This is a genomic window from Streptomyces sp. NPDC052910, assembly GCF_055585605.1.
Genome location: NZ_JBVJJR010000003.1, coordinates 606,844 through 622,940, shown reverse-complemented (window position 1 = coordinate 622,940; position 16,097 = coordinate 606,844). Strand labels below are relative to the sequence as shown.

The 16,097-nt window shown below is 72.1% G+C and carries 15 protein-coding genes; 7 read left to right on the top strand and 8 right to left on the bottom strand.

Annotated elements, in window-relative coordinates:
- Window positions 1-360 precede the first annotated feature (360 nt).
- Window positions 361-1,062 carry a snapalysin gene (gene snpA, locus ACZ6X9_RS13760; RefSeq protein ID WP_469778188.1) on the top strand — a complete coding sequence of 234 codons (702 nt, stop codon included), beginning with the start codon at window positions 361-363 and terminating at the stop codon, window positions 1,060-1,062.
- Between the two features lie 482 nt (window positions 1,063-1,544).
- On the opposite strand, the gene ACZ6X9_RS13755 is transcribed toward snpA, so the two are convergent.
- From ACZ6X9_RS13755 to ACZ6X9_RS13745, 3 genes are all read right to left on the bottom strand, one after another.
- Window positions 1,545-1,949, bottom strand: a complete 405-nt coding sequence (locus ACZ6X9_RS13755; protein WP_469778187.1) for a hypothetical protein — start codon at window positions 1,947-1,949, stop codon at window positions 1,545-1,547.
- 313 nt (window positions 1,950-2,262) lie between these two features.
- The gene (locus ACZ6X9_RS13750) at window positions 2,263-2,895 is read right to left on the bottom strand and encodes a DedA family protein (RefSeq protein ID WP_469778186.1); all 633 of its coding nucleotides are present in this window, start codon (window positions 2,893-2,895) and stop codon (window positions 2,263-2,265) included.
- Window positions 2,896-3,085: 190 nt separating this feature from the next.
- Window positions 3,086-3,559 carry a DoxX family protein gene (locus ACZ6X9_RS13745; RefSeq protein ID WP_469778185.1) on the bottom strand — a complete coding sequence of 158 codons (474 nt, stop codon included), beginning with the start codon at window positions 3,557-3,559 and terminating at the stop codon, window positions 3,086-3,088.
- A gap of 690 nt (window positions 3,560-4,249) precedes the next feature.
- Here ACZ6X9_RS13745 and ACZ6X9_RS13740 point away from each other — a divergent pair.
- Window positions 4,250-4,831 carry a TMEM165/GDT1 family protein gene (locus ACZ6X9_RS13740; RefSeq protein WP_469778184.1) on the top strand — a complete coding sequence of 194 codons (582 nt, stop codon included), beginning with the start codon at window positions 4,250-4,252 and terminating at the stop codon, window positions 4,829-4,831.
- A gap of 196 nt (window positions 4,832-5,027) precedes the next feature.
- Here the strand turns inward: ACZ6X9_RS13740 and ACZ6X9_RS13735 are convergent, their stop codons facing one another.
- Window positions 5,028-5,285 (bottom strand): DUF6255 family natural product biosynthesis protein, encoded by a 258-nt coding sequence (locus tag ACZ6X9_RS13735; RefSeq protein WP_469778183.1) that lies wholly within the window; start codon window positions 5,283-5,285, stop codon window positions 5,028-5,030.
- A gap of 623 nt (window positions 5,286-5,908) precedes the next feature.
- Here ACZ6X9_RS13735 and ACZ6X9_RS13730 point away from each other — a divergent pair.
- The 3 genes from ACZ6X9_RS13730 (at window position 5,909) to ACZ6X9_RS13720 (ending at window position 8,481) form a co-directional block, all read left to right on the top strand.
- Window positions 5,909-6,262 carry an antibiotic biosynthesis monooxygenase gene (locus ACZ6X9_RS13730; RefSeq protein WP_469778182.1) on the top strand — a complete coding sequence of 118 codons (354 nt, stop codon included), beginning with the start codon at window positions 5,909-5,911 and terminating at the stop codon, window positions 6,260-6,262.
- Window positions 6,259-7,650 carry a helix-turn-helix domain-containing protein gene (locus tag ACZ6X9_RS13725; RefSeq protein WP_469778181.1) on the top strand — a complete coding sequence of 464 codons (1,392 nt, stop codon included), beginning with the start codon at window positions 6,259-6,261 and terminating at the stop codon, window positions 7,648-7,650. Before ACZ6X9_RS13730 ends, ACZ6X9_RS13725 begins: the two co-directional genes overlap by 4 nt.
- A 357-nt stretch (window positions 7,651-8,007) precedes the next feature.
- Window positions 8,008-8,481, top strand: a complete 474-nt coding sequence (locus ACZ6X9_RS13720) for a carboxymuconolactone decarboxylase family protein (protein WP_469778180.1) — start codon at window positions 8,008-8,010, stop codon at window positions 8,479-8,481.
- Between the two features lie 78 nt (window positions 8,482-8,559).
- On the opposite strand, the gene ACZ6X9_RS13715 is transcribed toward ACZ6X9_RS13720, so the two are convergent.
- From ACZ6X9_RS13715 to ACZ6X9_RS13705, 3 genes are all read right to left on the bottom strand, one after another.
- Window positions 8,560-9,426: an alpha/beta fold hydrolase gene (locus ACZ6X9_RS13715; protein WP_469778179.1), complete on the bottom strand. Its 867-nt coding sequence runs from the start codon at window positions 9,424-9,426 to the stop codon at window positions 8,560-8,562.
- A gap of 299 nt (window positions 9,427-9,725) precedes the next feature.
- Complete coding sequence (locus ACZ6X9_RS13710) at window positions 9,726-10,400, bottom strand: HAD-IA family hydrolase (RefSeq protein WP_469778178.1); 675 nt, start codon at window positions 10,398-10,400, stop codon at window positions 9,726-9,728.
- 308 nt (window positions 10,401-10,708) lie between these two features.
- Entirely contained in the window at window positions 10,709-11,197 is a 489-nt protein-coding gene (locus tag ACZ6X9_RS13705) for a GNAT family N-acetyltransferase (RefSeq protein WP_469778177.1), read from the bottom strand.
- Between the two features lie 315 nt (window positions 11,198-11,512).
- Between ACZ6X9_RS13705 and ACZ6X9_RS13700 the strand changes: the two genes are divergently transcribed.
- Window positions 11,513-12,754: an alpha/beta hydrolase family protein gene (locus ACZ6X9_RS13700; protein WP_469778176.1), complete on the top strand. Its 1,242-nt coding sequence runs from the start codon at window positions 11,513-11,515 to the stop codon at window positions 12,752-12,754.
- Window positions 12,755-13,033: 279 nt separating this feature from the next.
- Window positions 13,034-15,172 (top strand): MFS transporter, encoded by a 2,139-nt coding sequence (locus ACZ6X9_RS13695; protein ID WP_469778175.1) that lies wholly within the window; start codon window positions 13,034-13,036, stop codon window positions 15,170-15,172.
- Window positions 15,173-15,211: 39 nt separating this feature from the next.
- On the opposite strand, the gene ACZ6X9_RS13690 is transcribed toward ACZ6X9_RS13695, so the two are convergent.
- The gene (locus tag ACZ6X9_RS13690; protein ID WP_469778174.1) at window positions 15,212-16,081 is read right to left on the bottom strand and encodes a GNAT family N-acetyltransferase; all 870 of its coding nucleotides are present in this window, start codon (window positions 16,079-16,081) and stop codon (window positions 15,212-15,214) included.
- Window positions 16,082-16,097: the final 16 nt, after the last annotated feature.

Below are 16,097 nucleotides of genomic sequence, written 5' to 3'. Positions count from 1 at the left end.
GCGCCGGTGCATGGGCGGTGGTGAAGCGGCATTGAGAGGCAGTGGTGCACGGCGGTGGGGGTGGGGCTGGAGGACGCGGACGGTGCCGGAGTGGGGCGTGTTCGCGGCGGGGCGGCGGCGGTGGAGCGGCGGCGTGAAGCGGCCCCGGACGGGCGCGTTCCGTTGAGGGCACGGGACGGGGCAGCGCATGGCGCGGGCGTCGGGGGGTGATTGGCCGAAGCTATCGCCGATTGGCATCATCCCGGGCGCCGAGGGCTCGGCAGACACTCTGCGGAACCAGAAAGTTCACCGGTGCGCCGTCCGGCCGTGCGTCCCACCCGCGCGGCTCCGAGGCCCACCGCAGGAAATGGAGTCCCCCACATGAACCACTCCATGCAGCGTTCCCTCAGGCGCTCCACGCAGCGCTCCGCCCTGGTCGCCGCGGCGGCCCTCGGCCTCGCCGTCGCCGCCACCACCGCGGCCGTCCCGGCGACCGCCGCCACCCAGGCGTCCCGGACCGGGCAGGGCATGACGAGATCGTCGTACGTCGGCTCCGCCCAGGAAGAGGCCAACAACAAAGCGTTCTTCGACGCCGTCATGAAGTCGGCGAAGGCGAAGCAGGCGGCGTCGCCCGGGCTGCGCACGGTCACGGTGACGTACGACGCCCGCCAGGCGCCGAGCTTCGCCAACCAGATAGCGCAGAGCGCGCAGATATGGAACAGCTCCGTCCGAAACGTCCGCCTCCAGGCGGGCTCCAACGCGGACTTCCGGTACTACGAGGGCAACGACTCGCGGGGTTCGTACGCGAGCACGGACGGCCACGGCCGCGGATACGTCTTCCTCGACTACCGGCAGAACCAGCAGTACGACTCGGTGCGCGTCACCGCCCACGAGACCGGTCACGTCCTCGGCCTGCCCGACCACTACTCGGGCCCGTGCAGCGAGCTGATGTCCGGCGGCGGCCCCGGCCCGTCCTGCACCAACCGCTACCCGAACACCAACGAGCGCAGCCGGGTGGACTCGCTGTGGCGCAACGGGCTGTCCCCCTTCGCCAAGCAGGGCGTACTGAAGAAGATCTACTGACGCGTTTCCGGCGGCGGCCGGCTCACTGACGGCCCATGTGGCCGACGGAGCCGGTGCGGCCGGCGGTGACGGCGTCGGCGACACTCCGGCGGCGGGCTCCGACGGGCCGCGTGACGGACGCGCGGGACGGCCTCGCGAGAGGTGACGCTCCCGCGCGGGCGGCCCGCAGGGGGGATGACGCAAGGACGATCCCGTAGGGGTGCTCTCGTAGAGGTGCTCCAGTAGTGGTCCCCCTGGTCTGTCGCCAAGGTCCGGCATCGAACGCGGTTCGATCCCGATCGGTGCTTGTGCGGTTCGGCGGACGGGAAAGCGGCCTCCCTCTGATCGTGTGCTCTGTCACAGAGGATCAGGGGGAGGTCGCGGCCGTGAGGCCGGCTATGAGGGCGTCTTGCGGGATGAGCGGGTTGGGCGGGATGGGTTCGCGAAAGCATCCCGCTTCCCGGGTCAGGCCTGGTACGCGGGTGGACGGCGGACCTCAGGGCTCATGCTGATCCGGAACACGTTCTCGGTGCGCCTGCCGGTGGTCGCGCTCGCAGCCACGGGCGGGCGGTGTCGAGCGTCACCTCGACGTCGTCGCTCCACGAACAGACCTCCAGCCACGACAGCAGACCGCCCTGGGTGAAGACGAGCACCTCGCCGGGACACTCTCCGTCGTCGGTGGTCAACTGCGCGGCGACGGCCACGACGGTGCCCTTGCCGGCCGGTGCCGGCGCGGGGGTCACATCGTCGGCGTCCAGGGCGAAGAACGCGGTGCCGCAGCCGCACCCGCAGCGTTCGGTCACCCGCACGTGCGGGACTTGCGCCCGCAGCGCACGGCGCACCGGGTCGTCCCCGCTGAACAGGATGCCGAGCGTCTCCTCGACATCGGCGGGCAGTTCTGTCGACACAATGTCAGGTTATGCGCGGCGTCGGGCGAACGCCGAACGGTTTCCGGCGCCATGCGGGCGGGCCGCGGGCGGCCCGCGGACGGGCTGCGGACAACGGAAGGCGGGGAGCGGAGAGCGGAGGGCCGAGGACCGAGGGCGGGTACCCGAGACGGACGCCGAACGGCCCGGCCCTCGGGTGAGGGCCGGGCCGTTCGTGTCATGACGGGTGAGTGCCGAGTGGGCGTACGGACGGATGCGCATCCGGCGGAAGGGCACCGGCCTCGCCTCCGGACGCCGTCCGGTCGTCCCACCGGACGCGGACCGCCGGCCGGTACTAGCCGGCCTCCACCGCCGCGGCCTCCGGCTCGTGCGGACGGCGGACGAGGAACGCCGCGCCCGCACCGGCCAGGAACAGGGCGAAGACGGAGACGGCCGTGCCGATCCACGTCGCGCCGAGCCACTGGCCCCCGAAGTACCCGAGGAACACGCTGTAGAGCGCCCAGGTCAGCCCTGCCAGGGCGGACCAGGGCAGGAACTCCCGCACCGTGCGGTGCATGACGCCCGCACCCAGGCTGACCACCGAGCGGCCGGCCGGCGCGAACCGGGCGACGACGACGAGCGCGCCGCCGCCGCGCAGCAGCGCGGAGCCGAGCCGTTCCTGGGCGGCCGTGAGACGGCGCGAACGGGCGATGGCCCGGTCGAAACGGTCGCCGCCGCGCCAGGCGAGGCGGTAGGCGACCAGGTCACCCAGGACCGAGGCCGTCGCGGCGCACATCACCAGCGCGAACATCTCGGGAAGGGCGGTGTGGCCGTGGGTGCCCACGGCGGAGCCGGCCGCCGCGGTGGCCGCGGTGATCACGAGCACTCCGCTCGGCAGCACCGGCAGAAAGACGTCGAGCAGTACCGAAAGCCCGACGATCGCGTATATCCATGGGGTGTCGGCCAACGCCCCCAACTGATCCAGCACGTCCGATCTCCTGGTACGGTCCCCCGCCGCGATGTCGCAGGGGAGCGGCAGGAGCGGCCTTCACAACCGTACAGAGTACGCCTGAGGCTGGTGGGGCAAGTGAAGGGGGCGCGCGATGTAGTGCGCATCACGTGCCCCCGGTTGCACCCTTGGTGGCTTTCGGTCCCGCCCTCTAAGGGCGGAAAGCGGTTCAGCGGCGGGAGTACAGCCGGCTGACGGCGATGGGGCCCGGGCCGGTGAAGACGAGCAGCAGGAAGGCCCAGCAGAACATCACCGAGGCCTCGCCGCCGTTCTGGATGGGCCACAGCGCCAGCTTCTGGTGCACGTCGAAGTAGGCGTACGCCATGGAACCGGAAGCGACCAGGGCCGCGCCGCGGGTGCCGATGCCGAGCATCACCAGGACACCGCAGACGAGCTGGATGACGGCCGCGTACCAGCCGGGCCAGGTGCCGGCGTCGATGGTGCCGCCGTTGGTGCCGGCGGCGCCGCCGAGGACGCCGAAGAGCGAGGCGGCGCCGTGGCAGGCGAAGAGCAGGCCGACGACGATCCGGAAGAGGGAGAGGACGTACGGCCGGGCGGCGTCCAGGCGGGCCGCGAGCGGTGCGGAGCCGCGGGGGAAAGCGGACGCCGAGTGGGGGGCGGCCTGAGTGGGTGTGGGGGGCATGGGACTGCTCCTCGTGTCGGGGACGGATACGACGAGAGGTCCAAAGGTTAGGTACCCCTAACGATACTTGCAAGTTCAAGTTTCTCGTTCGCTTCGAGCGCTCCGGTCGTGCGCCGGGCGCTCCGGCGTTTTCTCCTCACCCTCCCGGCTTCCTCGCGCATCCGGAACCGGTCGGTCGTCCGGTCCCTCTGATGACAGCGTGCGACGTACGGCGCGCCACCGAAAGCGGAACAACTGGTCGAATTTTCCGAAAGCGGGCGGGGTGGTTCTTTCCGGCTCCCACCCCGTGCGCCCGACCGTTCTGCGGTGCATGCCTGCCTCGCGTGTCCCGTACATCCCGCGTCTCCTCTCCCGCCCCGCGTCTCCTCTCCGCCGCGCGCGCCTCGCTCGGTCTCGCTCGCCTCATCCGTCCTCGCGGAAGCGTGAGGCGACGCCAGTCACGCTCGTCCCGTACCCTGAGGGGAGCAGAAGGGGAGTAGCTCTTCGCCGGACCGTCGACATACTGCTGGGCCTCAGGGTCCGGCCGGCGCCCGGAGGCCGTACCCGTAGGGGTGCAGGCCAGCGAGACCTTCGGCCGCAGTGTCCATGACGCTGCCGTGCCGAAGCGACCCCTGAAACCCCTAGGGCGAATCCCCCGGGACTCGGGGCGGGACCCTTCCGGTGCGGCAGCCCCACCGACGAGGAAACCCTGTGATCAGCCTCACCGTCACCGCTCTGGTCTTCGGCGTGATCTTCCTGGCCGAGCTGCCGGACAAGACCGCCCTGGCCTCGCTCATGCTCGGCACCCGTTACCGCGCCTCGTACGTCTTCGCGGGCGTCGCCGCCGCCTTCGTCGTGCACGTCGCCCTGGCGATCGCCGCGGGCAGCCTGCTCACCCTCCTCCCGCACCGCCTGCTCCAGGCCATCGTCGGCGCGGCCTTCCTGATCGGCGCGGCGATGCTGCTGTTCCAGAAGGATGAGGACGACGAGGAGGTCAGGAAGCCCGCCGATCAGTCCTTCTGGAAGGTGTCCGGCGCCGGGTTCATGCTCATCCTGGCGGCCGAGTTCGGCGACCTCACCCAGATCATGACCGCGAACCTCGCGGCCCGCTACGACGATCCCGTCTCGGTCGGTCTCGGCGCGGTCCTCGGACTGTGGGCCGTGGCGGCCCTCGGCATCGTCGGGGGCCGGACCCTGATGCGCTACGTGCCCCTGACGCTGATCACTCGTATCGCCGCTCTGGTGATGCTGGCGCTGGCCGGTTTCAGCCTCTACGAGGCGGCTGTGGGGTAAGTGGCACGGGGCCGGGTCCTGGGGGCGGAAGGCCGGCCGGTTCGCCGACCGACGCCCCCTCAGGGCAGCTCTCTGGCGCTCCAGCGGTTCGCCTCCCGAACGCGCCTGAGCAGTTCCGCGCGGCGGGTCGAAGCGGGGTCCGCAGGGCTGAAGGTCCCGGAGGGAGGTCGAGACCGACTGTCTGAAGGCCTGATCGTCACGTCGCCCCAGTGGTAGGCGGTCGGCTCCTGTCGGCGGATCCACTCCGGGGATCCAGGGCCAGGGCGAGCGCCCCGTAGTCGTCCGCTCTGCGCGTCCCGCACGCGCCGCAGGTCCGCATGCCGTCCGCCACCGACCAGGCGGAGGGCGGGTGGGCGCAGGAACGGTGCGGGATGGGGGAGACGAGGGAGCTGTTCTGTGTGTTCCGTGTGTTCCGCGTGTTCCACGGGCGCGTGGAGGTCCGGGCCGAGGTCATGAGCGGGCCGCCGTCCGCAGGCACGGAGTCGCCCCGACGGCCGGCAGGCCGACGGCGAACCGTCCGGCGGCGAACCGTCCGGCGGGGCCGGACCGCCCGGACCGCCCGAGGGGCGCGCATCGGAGGCGCCGGGAAGTGGAAGGCCGGGCCACCGCGGCCCGTGGGGCGTTATTCTGAGGACGCATCGAATCTCCTGGTGTTGTCAGGGGTTGGATGTCGGCCTCGGCGGGGCTCGTCCGGTGGTTGCGGCACCGGAGAGCGGATATCCGCCGGGGCTTTTTCTTGTCCGTTTTGCGTATCGCGTATTCCGTTGTGTGCGCCCGTTGTGCGTGTCCGTTGTGCGTGTCCGCCGCGCGCTTCCGTGGGGCGCGTTCGTCCTGCACGTTCGTCACGTGTGTCCGTTGTGCGGGTTCGTCGTGCGGGCCCGTCGTGCGGGTTCGTCGTATAGGCCCGCGAAGTGGCTTTCCGAGTACGCGTGTTGACGCCCTGCCGCAGTGGATCCGGCGCGCCCGGCGGCGTGACCGCGACGCTACTCGCAGTGTTTCTGCGAGTCAAGAAATACTGCGTCTGTACCGTCTCTCAACGCTCTGCGATTCTTGGTGCGACGCGAGGGGAGAGTGCCTATGGCTGCGCGTTTCGGCCTGGTCGTCAGGTCCGCCTTGTGCGGACCGGAAGCTGCGCACGCCTTCGGCACCCTGGTCTCGCGGACGGTCGAGAACATCAGACGGCGTGAATCCGGAACGCTCCTGCTCGCGACGCATCGCACGCCGGACGAATCCGACGTATGCGTCTCCTGCGAGCCGTACGCCGATCGCTCGGCATTCGGTGAACGTGAACGGCGGCCGCATGCCCGGCGGTTCTTCGCCGAGCGCGCACATCGCGTCTCCGGGGCCGAGGCCGCCTTTCCGGAGCGCGCCGACGGGAAGCACGCCGAGGGAGAAGGGGCCGGTGGCGTACCTGCCGGCGGAGGGATGTGAGCGAGCCGGTGGCCGACGCGGGACGCGGAATCGACGAAGACGCCGAGCAACGTGACAGGGAGAGGCGGGCGTTCGGCGCGCTGGTGGCGGAACTCCGGGCGCGGCGCGGCCTGACGCAGAAGGAACTGGCGGCCCGACTCGGCCGTACGACCAGTTGGCTCTCCCAGGTCGAGCGGGGGATCCAGCCGGTCAACCGGCTGGACGTGCTGCACCGGCTGGCGGTCGGACTCGGCGTATCCGTAGGCGAGTTGCGCCCCGACGCGCCGTCGGCCGGAGGAGCGGCGGACCGACCCGCAAGGGCGGCGGACCGACCCGTAGGGGTGGCGGACCGACCCCTGAGGGACGACCGTCTGAGCCGGGCGAGGCTCCTCCTCTCCGGACACCCCGCGCTCGGGACGCTGCTCTCCTCCGGTCCTGCGAACGCCTCCCTCCCGCCGCACACTTCGCCCCGGCCGGACGCCTCCACTGCGCCGGACGCACGGCACGGCGTCCCACCGCTCACCGACCTCCGGGAGGACGTCGAGCGCGTGTGGTCCCTGGCCCACGGCGACCGGTACGCGGAGCTGGGCTCGGCGCTGAACGCGCTGCTGCCCGTCCTCGAACGGCTGGCGCGCACGGCCGGGAAGCGCGAGCGGGCCATGGCGTACGGCCTCCTCGCGCGGACCTATCAGGCGCTCTCGGCCGCCTTCGCCCGGCAGAACGAGGCGGATGCCGCATGGGTGGCCGCCGACCGGTCCATCTCGGCGGCGGAGATGTCGGGGCACGTGCTCGACGTCTTCGCGGGGACCTACCGACTGGCACACGCCTGCGTCCGGCTCCGGAGGTACGAGCAGGCGGAGCACGTCGCGCGGGCCGCGGTGGACGCGCTCGGCCGGCACTGTGAGGAGGCGGCGTCCGCCCCGGAGGAACTGTCGCTCCTGGGCTCCTTCCACCTGGTGCTCGCCCTCGTCCACGCCCGGCGCGGCGACCGCGCGGCCGCCCTGCGGGAGACGGAACACGCCCGGTCGGTGGCGCGTCGCGTCGGTGGCGACCGGAACGACTTCAACCTGGAATTCGGCCCCACCAACGTGGAGATCCAGGCGGTGGCCGTCGCCGTGGAGCTCGGTGACGCCGGCGAAGCGCTCGACACCGGCCTGCGGGTGGACGCGAGCGGTCTGTCCGTGGAGCGGCGGGCGCGGCTGGCCCTCGACCTGGGCAGGGCGCATGCCCAGCTCCGGCACGTCGGCGACGCCGTGGAGTGCTTCCTCGCGGCCGAGCACCTGGACCCGGACATGCTCCGCGGGCACGAGGCGGCACGGTCCGCGATCCGTGACCTGACCCTCCTCGCCGGGCGCCCCACTCCACCGGCGCTGCGGGAGCTGGCGGAACGGACGGGGGCGAGGGGCTGATGCTCTTTGGGCCTTGGGGCCTTCAGGGCTGGGGGCTTCCGTAGTCCCGTAGGGGCGTTTCCTTTACGCCCCTACGGGACCCTTCTGAGCGGACGGTTCGTGAGCGTTCAGTAGCGGCTGTTCCGGCTGTTCCGGAGGGTGCGCACACTTCAGTGGCCACCCATACGGCGCCGGCCGGTGCACCGACGCGCCGTACTCGCCCCGTGGACTGGTTCGCAAGCGGCTCACGGCCTTGGCCCGGAGGACCAGTACGCACGCCGGATGGACGAGGCGCAGGTCACGCGAGGTCCTGTCACAACGCGCCGGGCTGTCCCGTCAGAGAGGTGACAGCGAAAGCGACGTGACACAGGAGTTCCCATGAACGCGCGCCTGAACCTCTTCGACGACCCGCAGACGGCCCGGTTCGTGAAGCACCTCGTCGGGGCGGGTGAGGTCGTGACGGATTCGGGGTTGCCGGCTGTGACGCAGGAGCTGGTGAAGATCCGCGCCAGCCAGATCAACGGCTGTGGCTTCTGCACCGACATGCACACCAAGGAGGCCGTCCAGGCGGGGGAGAACGCGACCCGTCTCCACCTGGTCGCGGTCTGGCGGGAGGCCACGGTCTTCACCGATGCCGAGCGGGCCGCCCTGGAGCTGACGGAACAGGGCACCCGCATCGCCGACGCGGCCGGGGGAGTGCCCGACGAGGTCTGGGCGAACGCCGCCCGGCACTACGACGAGCGGCAGCTCGCCGCCCTGGTGTTCCTCATCGGCCTCATCAACGCCTTCAACCGCATGAACGTCATCGTTCAGACGCCCGCGGGCGACTACCGGCCCGGCCGGTTCGCCTGAAGGGGGTCAGGGGCCTGGTAGCCCGCTGGTGTCCCGCCGTCCCGCCGTTGTGCCGGCCGGGCGCGTGAGAAGAACCGTTCACGCGTCCGGCCGGAGGAAGTCGGTGAGCGCGGAGGCCAGGGCCTCGGGGGCCTGTTCGGCGACGTGGTGTCCGGAATCGATGCCGTGGCCGCGGACGTCGTCGGCCCACCGGTTCCAGATGGCGACGGGGTCCCCGTACAGGTCTTCCAGGTCGTCCCGCAGCGACCAGAGGACGAGCGTCGGACATGTGACGCGCCTGCCGGCGGCCCGGTCGGCTTCCTCGTGCCGCCGGTCGACGGTGAGGCCGGCGCGGTAGTCCTCCAGCATCGCGCGGACCACGTCCGGCCGGCGTACGGCCTGCCTCCACTCGTCGTGGTTCTCCCGGCCCATGGCCTCGGGGTCGCCGTGGTACCAGCGGTCGGGGTCGGCGGTGATGACCCGTTCGGGAATGTCCGGCTGGGCGAAGAAGAACCAGTGCCACCACTGCGTGGCGAACTCGACGGTGATCCGTGACAGGTGTTCCGTCAGCGGCAGGCAGTCCGCGAACACCACCCGGGAGACGGCCTCGGGGTGGTCGAGCGTGAGGCGCAGAGCCACGCTGCCTCCGCGGTCGTGCCCGACGAGCGCGAACCGGGGGTGTCCGAGGTGGCGCATCAGGGCCACCACGTCCCCGGCGACCGCGCGCTTGGAATAGCCCGAGTGATCCGCCGTGAACCGCGGCCCCCGCGACCGTCCGTAACCCCGCAGGTCCGGGCAGACCACCGTGTGACCGGCCCGTATGAGCGACGGAGCGACCTTGTGCCATGTCGCCGACGTGCGGGGATGGCCGTGCAGCAATACGACGGGCGGACCGTCCCCGCCATGGCGGACGAAGAGGGACGCCTCGCCGACGTCGATCCGGTCCGCCTCGAAACCCTCGAACATCCGGCCTCCCGACAGGGCCCGGCGTACGCACCGGTCCCGCCACCGAGACGTACGGCATCAGCGGTCCCTCGTGCTCCGGCAGTCCCGCATGCCCCGGTCGGCAACGGTCATGCGCGGCGGTCTCACCGCTCTCATGGCGGGCGGCGGCGTTCTCGCCCCCCGGCGTCGGTGCTTCGCGGCGTCACCGTCGGTCGCCGAAAGGCGCCGACCGGGACGCCGGCCGGGAGGCGCTGGTCGGGAGGACACAGGACGGTTGCGGGGAGCGTGGCGGGCCGAGGTTAGGGCGGCCGATTCGGCGGTCAGTCGTCGCCGGCGGTGATGTGGAGGGTGAGGGTGCCGTCGGCCGCGGACTCGACGCGGACCCCGGTGAGGTCCAGGACGTGTGCGTCGGGGGCGTGAGCCGCCGCGCGCGGACCGACGCCGATCACGCGCATGCCGGCCGCGCGGCCGGCTGCGATGCCCGCGCCCGAGTCCTCGAACACCACACACTCGTGGGGGCCGAAGCCCAGCTCGGCGGCGGCCTTGAGGAACCCCTCGGGGTCGGGCTTGCTGGCACCGACGCTCTCGGCGGTGACGCGGACGGTGGGCATCGGCAGCCCGGCGGCCGCCATGCGGGCCTCGGCGAGGGGGCGGTCGGCGGAGGTGACGAGGGCGTGCGGGAGGCCGGCGAGGGCGCTCATGAAGGCCGGTGCGCCGGGGACGGGGACCACGCCGTCCATGTCGGCGGTCTCGGCCTCCAGCATGCGCCGGTTGTCCTCGTGGTTGAGCTCCATGGGCCGGTCGGGGAGCAGGAGCGCCATGGTGGCCCAGCCCTGGCGGCCGTGGACCACCTTCAGCGCCTCGTCGGCGTCCAGCCCGTGTTCCTCGGCCCAGCGGCGCCAGCAGCGCTCGACGACCACGTCGGAGTTGACGATGGTGCCGTCCATGTCGAGGAGCACGGCCTTGATCGCACCTATGGACTCTGACCTGGGCATACTGCACTCCTGCGGGGGTGGGGCGGGCGTCGCCGGACTCGCCCCGGGCGAGCGGGGACGCTTTGTTTCTCCACGATACAAAACAGGAGAGGGCGCGCCAATACCGCAGCTCAGTGGTGTTCGCCCCACCCTGCCCGGCGGTAACGGCGGTGATGCGGTGCCGGCGGCGGCGGTGGAGTGCCGCGACGGTGAGGGCCGGGAGCGGGGCCTTGGGTGGGCAGGGCATGCGGTGCTCCGACCAGGAAGGTACGCCGCGAGTGCGGTGGCCGGTCCCGGACGGTTTCCCCGGAGTGGATCAAGCCCGCCGATCACGCCCGGCGGAGTACCTTCACCATGACCTGTTCCCTGGTCACCCCATCCGGCAGCACGCTGCCGGGCTCTCCCGTGACCGTGAACCCGTTGCGCCGGTAGAGGGCGATGGCGGGTTCGTTGCCCGGGAGCACCGCGAGCCTCAAGGCCGTTCCGCCCGATCCCAGAGCCCAGGTCTCGACCGCCGTGATCAGCCGGTTGCCGATGCCACGGCCCCGCGCCTCGGAGCTGACCCAGACGGACCGCAACTCCCTGGTGTCACCGGCGCCGGGAAGGCCGCTGGCCATGCCGACGGCGTGCCCGTTCAGCAGCGCGGCGACGTGGTAGGCGCCGGGAAGCTCCAGGCGCGCACGCCAGCGTTTTTCCTCGCCCCTGTCCCAGTCGGCGAGCCGGACTCTGAATGCGTTCGGCGCGTCAGTCAGCGCCGCGAGGCGGAGCGTCCGCCACAACGGCCAGTCGTCTTCCGAGAGAACCCGCAGAGTCATCATGCCCGCGAGTCTTTCGCCGCGCGCCCGGTGGGTCCACCGTGTTCTTCAACACCCGGCCTCTCGGGGTGGCCCTTACACGTGCACCCGACGGCGTCCCACCCCCGCCGGTCGGTGGCCCTTACATCCTGCCTGCGGCTGACGTGGCGTCACGCGGTAGGCCTCGTAAGGGGCCAGGGCTCGTTCCCCTGGCCGATGCCCGGCCCTTCGGGGATTTCTACCGTGACGGGCATGACGAAGAATTTTGCACGTCGTTCCGCACGTCGTTCCACGCGTTGTTTCGTGCCTCGTTCCGCACGTGGTTTCGCCCCGCATTCCGTGCGCCCCGGACGCGGCCGGGCGAGTACGGTCGCCGCCGCGACCCTGCTCGCCGCGCTCGCCGGTTCCCAAATACCCGCCGTCGCCGCGGCGGCACCGGCCGCCTCCGCCACTTCCACCGCCTCCGCCACTCCCACCTCCACCACCCCCGCCTCCGCCGCCGGCAGATCCGCCGGGCCCGAGGTGCCCGTGCCCACCGTCCGGCAGCCGATCGGGGAGAAGGTTCTCCGGCTGGTCGACGGGTCCCGGGCGGACCCGTGGAAGCCGTCCGCGGGGAAGCGCGAGCTGATGGTCTCGGTCTGGTACCCGGCGCGGTCCGGGCGCGGTGCCACGGCGCCGTACGTCTCGCCGGGGCTCTCCGAAGCGCTGTACGGCAACACCAAGTTGAGCACCGTACGGACCCACGCCGTCGTCGACGCCGTACCGGCGGCCGGCGGGGCGCGGCCGCTCGTGGTGCTGTCGCCGGGCTTCGGGCAGAGCCGGGCGTCGCTGACCTCCGTCGCCGAGGAACTGGCGAGCCGCGGCTACGTGGTGGCCGGTGTCGACCACACCTACGAGGCCGCGGTCGAGTTCCCGGGCGGCCGCATCGAGCAGTGCGCGATCTGCGGCCCCGAGCAGCGTGACAACGCGGCGGTGGTCCGCAACCGCGCCAAGGACCTCCGCTTCGTCCTCGACCGGATCGTCACCGGCTCCCCGGTCGTGCCGGGCCTGCGGGTCGACCGCGCCCGCGTCGGCATGGCCGGCCACTCCATCGGCGGTGCGAGCGCCGTGGAGGTGCTGGGGCAGGACGCCCGGGTGTCCGCCGCCGCCGACATGGACGGTGACTTCTTCACCGATCCGCCCGCCGAGGGTGCCGGGAAGCCGGTGCTGCTGCTCGGTGCGGCCCGGGCCGGCGACCTCGGCGGGCCCATGGACACCTGGAGTCCCGCCTGGAAGCGGATGACCGGCTGGAAGCGCTGGCTGGACGTGGGCAAGGGCGGCCACATGACCTTCACCGACATGCACTGGCTCGCCGACCAGGTGGGTCTGCCGGAGGGCGTGCCGCCGGAGGACGCGGCCGGCGCGTTCGGCACACTCCCCAGCGGCCGCGCCAACGCGCTCACCCGGGCGTACCTCGTCGCCTTCTTCGACAAGCACCTGCGCGACGCGCCCGGGAAGCTGCTCGACGGTCCGTCGGCGGAGTTCCCGGAGGTGGCGTTCCTGAAGCAGGAGGAGGGCGGGAGCCCGGCCCGTCAGCGGTAGCCCTGAGGGGGCACGGACACACGGAGAGAGGGGGCGCGAGAGAACAAGCGGTTCCGCCCGCCGGTCAGGGAGTGCGGGCGGAACCACTTTGTTTCCCAAAGATACAAAAAATCTCGCCCTTCGCGCCAACGCCCCAGGTCAGATGGGGCGTGAGGGGTCCGTGGGGCCGTCGTGACGGCGTAACCCGGCGGGCCCCGGGCGGCCATTCGGACGACGATGGGAAGGCGACGCGCCGGAACCGGTCCGCACCCCGGACCCCGTCCCCGAGGAGGCGCTGCCATGTCCCAGGAGACCCCGGGCACCCCGGGAAGCCCGAGCACCCCGGGAAACCCGAGCACTCCCGGAGTCCCGGGCGCCCCGGACACCCCTGGTGCCGCGACGACCGCGGCGCCCCTCCCCGGCGAGGAGCACCCCGCCCGTACCGTCCGCCTCGCGATCGGGGCCCTGCTGCTGGGCATGCTGCTGGCGGCGCTCGACCAGACGATCGTGTCCACCGCCCTGCCCACGATCGTCAGCGATCTCGGCGGCCTGGAACACCTGTCCTGGGTGGTCACCGCCTACATGCTCGCCTCCACGGCGGCCACCCCGCTCTGGGGCAAGCTCGGCGACCAGTACGGCCGGAAGAAGCTCTTCCAGACCGCCATCGTGATCTTCCTGATCGGCTCGGTGCTGTGCGGCATCGCGCGGAGCATGCCGGAGCTGATCGCCTTCCGGGCCGTCCAGGGCCTGGGCGGCGGCGGCCTCATGGTGTTGTCGATGGCGATCGTCGGCGACATCGTCCCGCCCCGCGAACGCGGCCGCTACCAGGGCCTGTTCGGCGCGGTCTTCGGCGGGACGAGCGTGCTGGGCCCGCTGCTGGGCGGGCTGTTCGTCGACCACCTGAGCTGGCGCTGGGTGTTCTACATCAACGTCCCCGTGGGCATCGTCGCGCTCGCCGTCATCGCGGCCGTCCTGCACATCCCCGTCCGCCGCACCCCGCACCGCATCGACTACCTCGGCACCCTCCTCATCGCGGGCGTGGCCACCTGCCTGGTGCTGATGACCTCGCTGGGCGGGGTGAGCTACCCCTGGTCGTCCTGGCAGATCATCGGGCTCGGGGTGCTCGGGGTGCTGCTGCTGGTCCCGTTCGTCCTCGTCGAACGACGGGCCGCCGAACCGGTGCTGCCCCTGGGGCTGTTCCGGAACCACACCTTCACGCTCTGCTCGGTGATCGGCTTCGTCGTCGGCTTCGCGATGTTCGGGTCGATGACCTACCTGCCGACGTTCCTCCAGGTCGTGCACGGCGTGACGCCGACGCTCTCCGGCGTCCACATGCTGCCCATGGTCGCGGGCATGCTGATCTCCTCCACCGCCTCCGGACAGATCGTCAGCCGCACCGGCCGCTACAAGGTCTTCCCGGTCGCCGGAACCGCCGTGATGTGCGTCGGACTGCTGCTCCTGCACCAGTTCCGGCCGTCCACCAGCACCACCGTGATGAGCGTCTGCTTCTTCGTGTTCGGCTTCGGGCTCGGCCTGGTCATGCAGGTGCTCGTGCTCATCGTGCAGAACTCCGTCGCCTACGAGAACCTCGGCGTCGCCACCTCCGGCGCCACCTTCTTCCGCTCCATCGGCGCCTCGTTCGGCGTCTCCGTGTTCGGCACGATCTTCAGCAACAAGCTCGCCCCGCGCGTCACCGACGCCCTGGCCGGCGTCCCGCTGCCGCCCGGACTGAGCCCCGGCACGCTCACCGCCGACCCGCGCGCCGTCGACCGGCTGCCCGCCGCCGCCAAGGGCGGCGTCCTGGCCGCGTACTCGGACTCCATCACCGACGTCTTCCTCTACGCCGTCCCCGCTGGGATCGCCGCGTTCGTCCTCGCCTGGTTCCTGCGCGAGGAACCGCTGCGCGCCGGGGTCACCGCCCCCGACCACAGCGAGGTCGTCTCCAGCAACCCCGTCGAACGCTCCTCCCACGACGAGGTGGCCCGCGCCCTGTCCGTGCTCGGCAGCCGCGAGGGACAGAAACGGATCTACGAGCGGATCACCGAACGCGCCGGGCTCGACCTGCACCCCGCCGCGAGCTGGCTGCTGCTGCGCACCCGACGGCACGGGTTCGCCGAGCCGGCCGCCCTCGCCGAACGCGTCGACGTCCCGCTGCGCGTCGTCACCGACGCCGTCCGGCAGCTCGAAGCGGGCCGGCTGGTCCGGCGCGAAGGGCTGCGGATCTTCCTCACCGACGAGGGACGGGACCAGGCCGACCTCCTGTTCCGGGTACGGGAGGAGTCACTCGCGGAACTGCTCGGCGACTGGTGGGGCCCGGAGCGGCCCACGGACCTCGACGCCCTCGTCCACGAGCTCTGCGGCGAACTGTGCGGCTCGGACGCGGAGCAGCCGCACGACGGGCACCGGTGGCGGAGCCTGGCCGATCACCGGCACCCATGACGGCGGACCGCGCTGCCCGGTGACGGCCCGTCCCGCCCCCTAGGGGACGTCGCCCGGGCGGCCGGCGCCGTCCTCCAGTTCCTTCCCCAGCCACACCTCGGCGTAAGGGCCACGCACATAGGGCTCGACTGCGGTGAACCCGTGCCGGGCGTACAGCGCCCGGGCCTCGGTCAGGTCGCGGCGCGTCTCCAGCACCACCCGTTCCGCGCCCCGGCCGCGCGCGGCCTCGGCCACGGCACCCAGCAGCGCGTCCCCCAGCCCCCGGCCGCGGTGCGCGGGCCGGACGAACATCCGTTTGAGCTCGGCGGTACGGGCGTCGAGCAGCCGCAGCCCGGCGCAGCCCGCCGGCTCGTCCCCGTACCGGGCGAGCAGGAAGACGCCGTCGGGCGGGGCGAGGTCGTCGCTGGAGTCCTCGGCCAGGTGCCGTTCGATCTCCTCCGGGGTGGTGGTCCGCCCGTGGTGCAGCAGGTACCAGCGGTCCGCGACGTCGATCAGGTACTCGCGGAGGAGGAGGGTGGCCTCGGGCGAGGTGATGGGGTGCGGGGTGACGGTGAGCTGGGGGGTGACGGCGGCAGTGAGTTGTGGGGTGCCGGCGAGCTGCGGGGTGTCCGTGAAGTGCGGGGTGGTCGTGTGTGGCAGGGCTGTCGTGAGTGGCGGGGCTGTGGTGAGTGGTGGGGTGGTGGCGAGCCGCGGGGTTGTCGTGCGTGACGGGGTGGTGGTGAGCTGCTGGGTGGTGGTGAGAGGCCCAGGAGCGGTGAGGGGCTTGGGAGCATCGAGTGGCCCGGGAGCAGTGAGGGACCCGGGAGCAGCAAGTGTCTCGGGAGTAGTGAGGGGTTGAGTGCCGGTGCGAGGGCGCCCGCCGCTGTCGTCGCCGGTGTCGCCGCCTGTGGTGGGACGTGTGGTCGTCATGGAAGGGGAGGGTGGC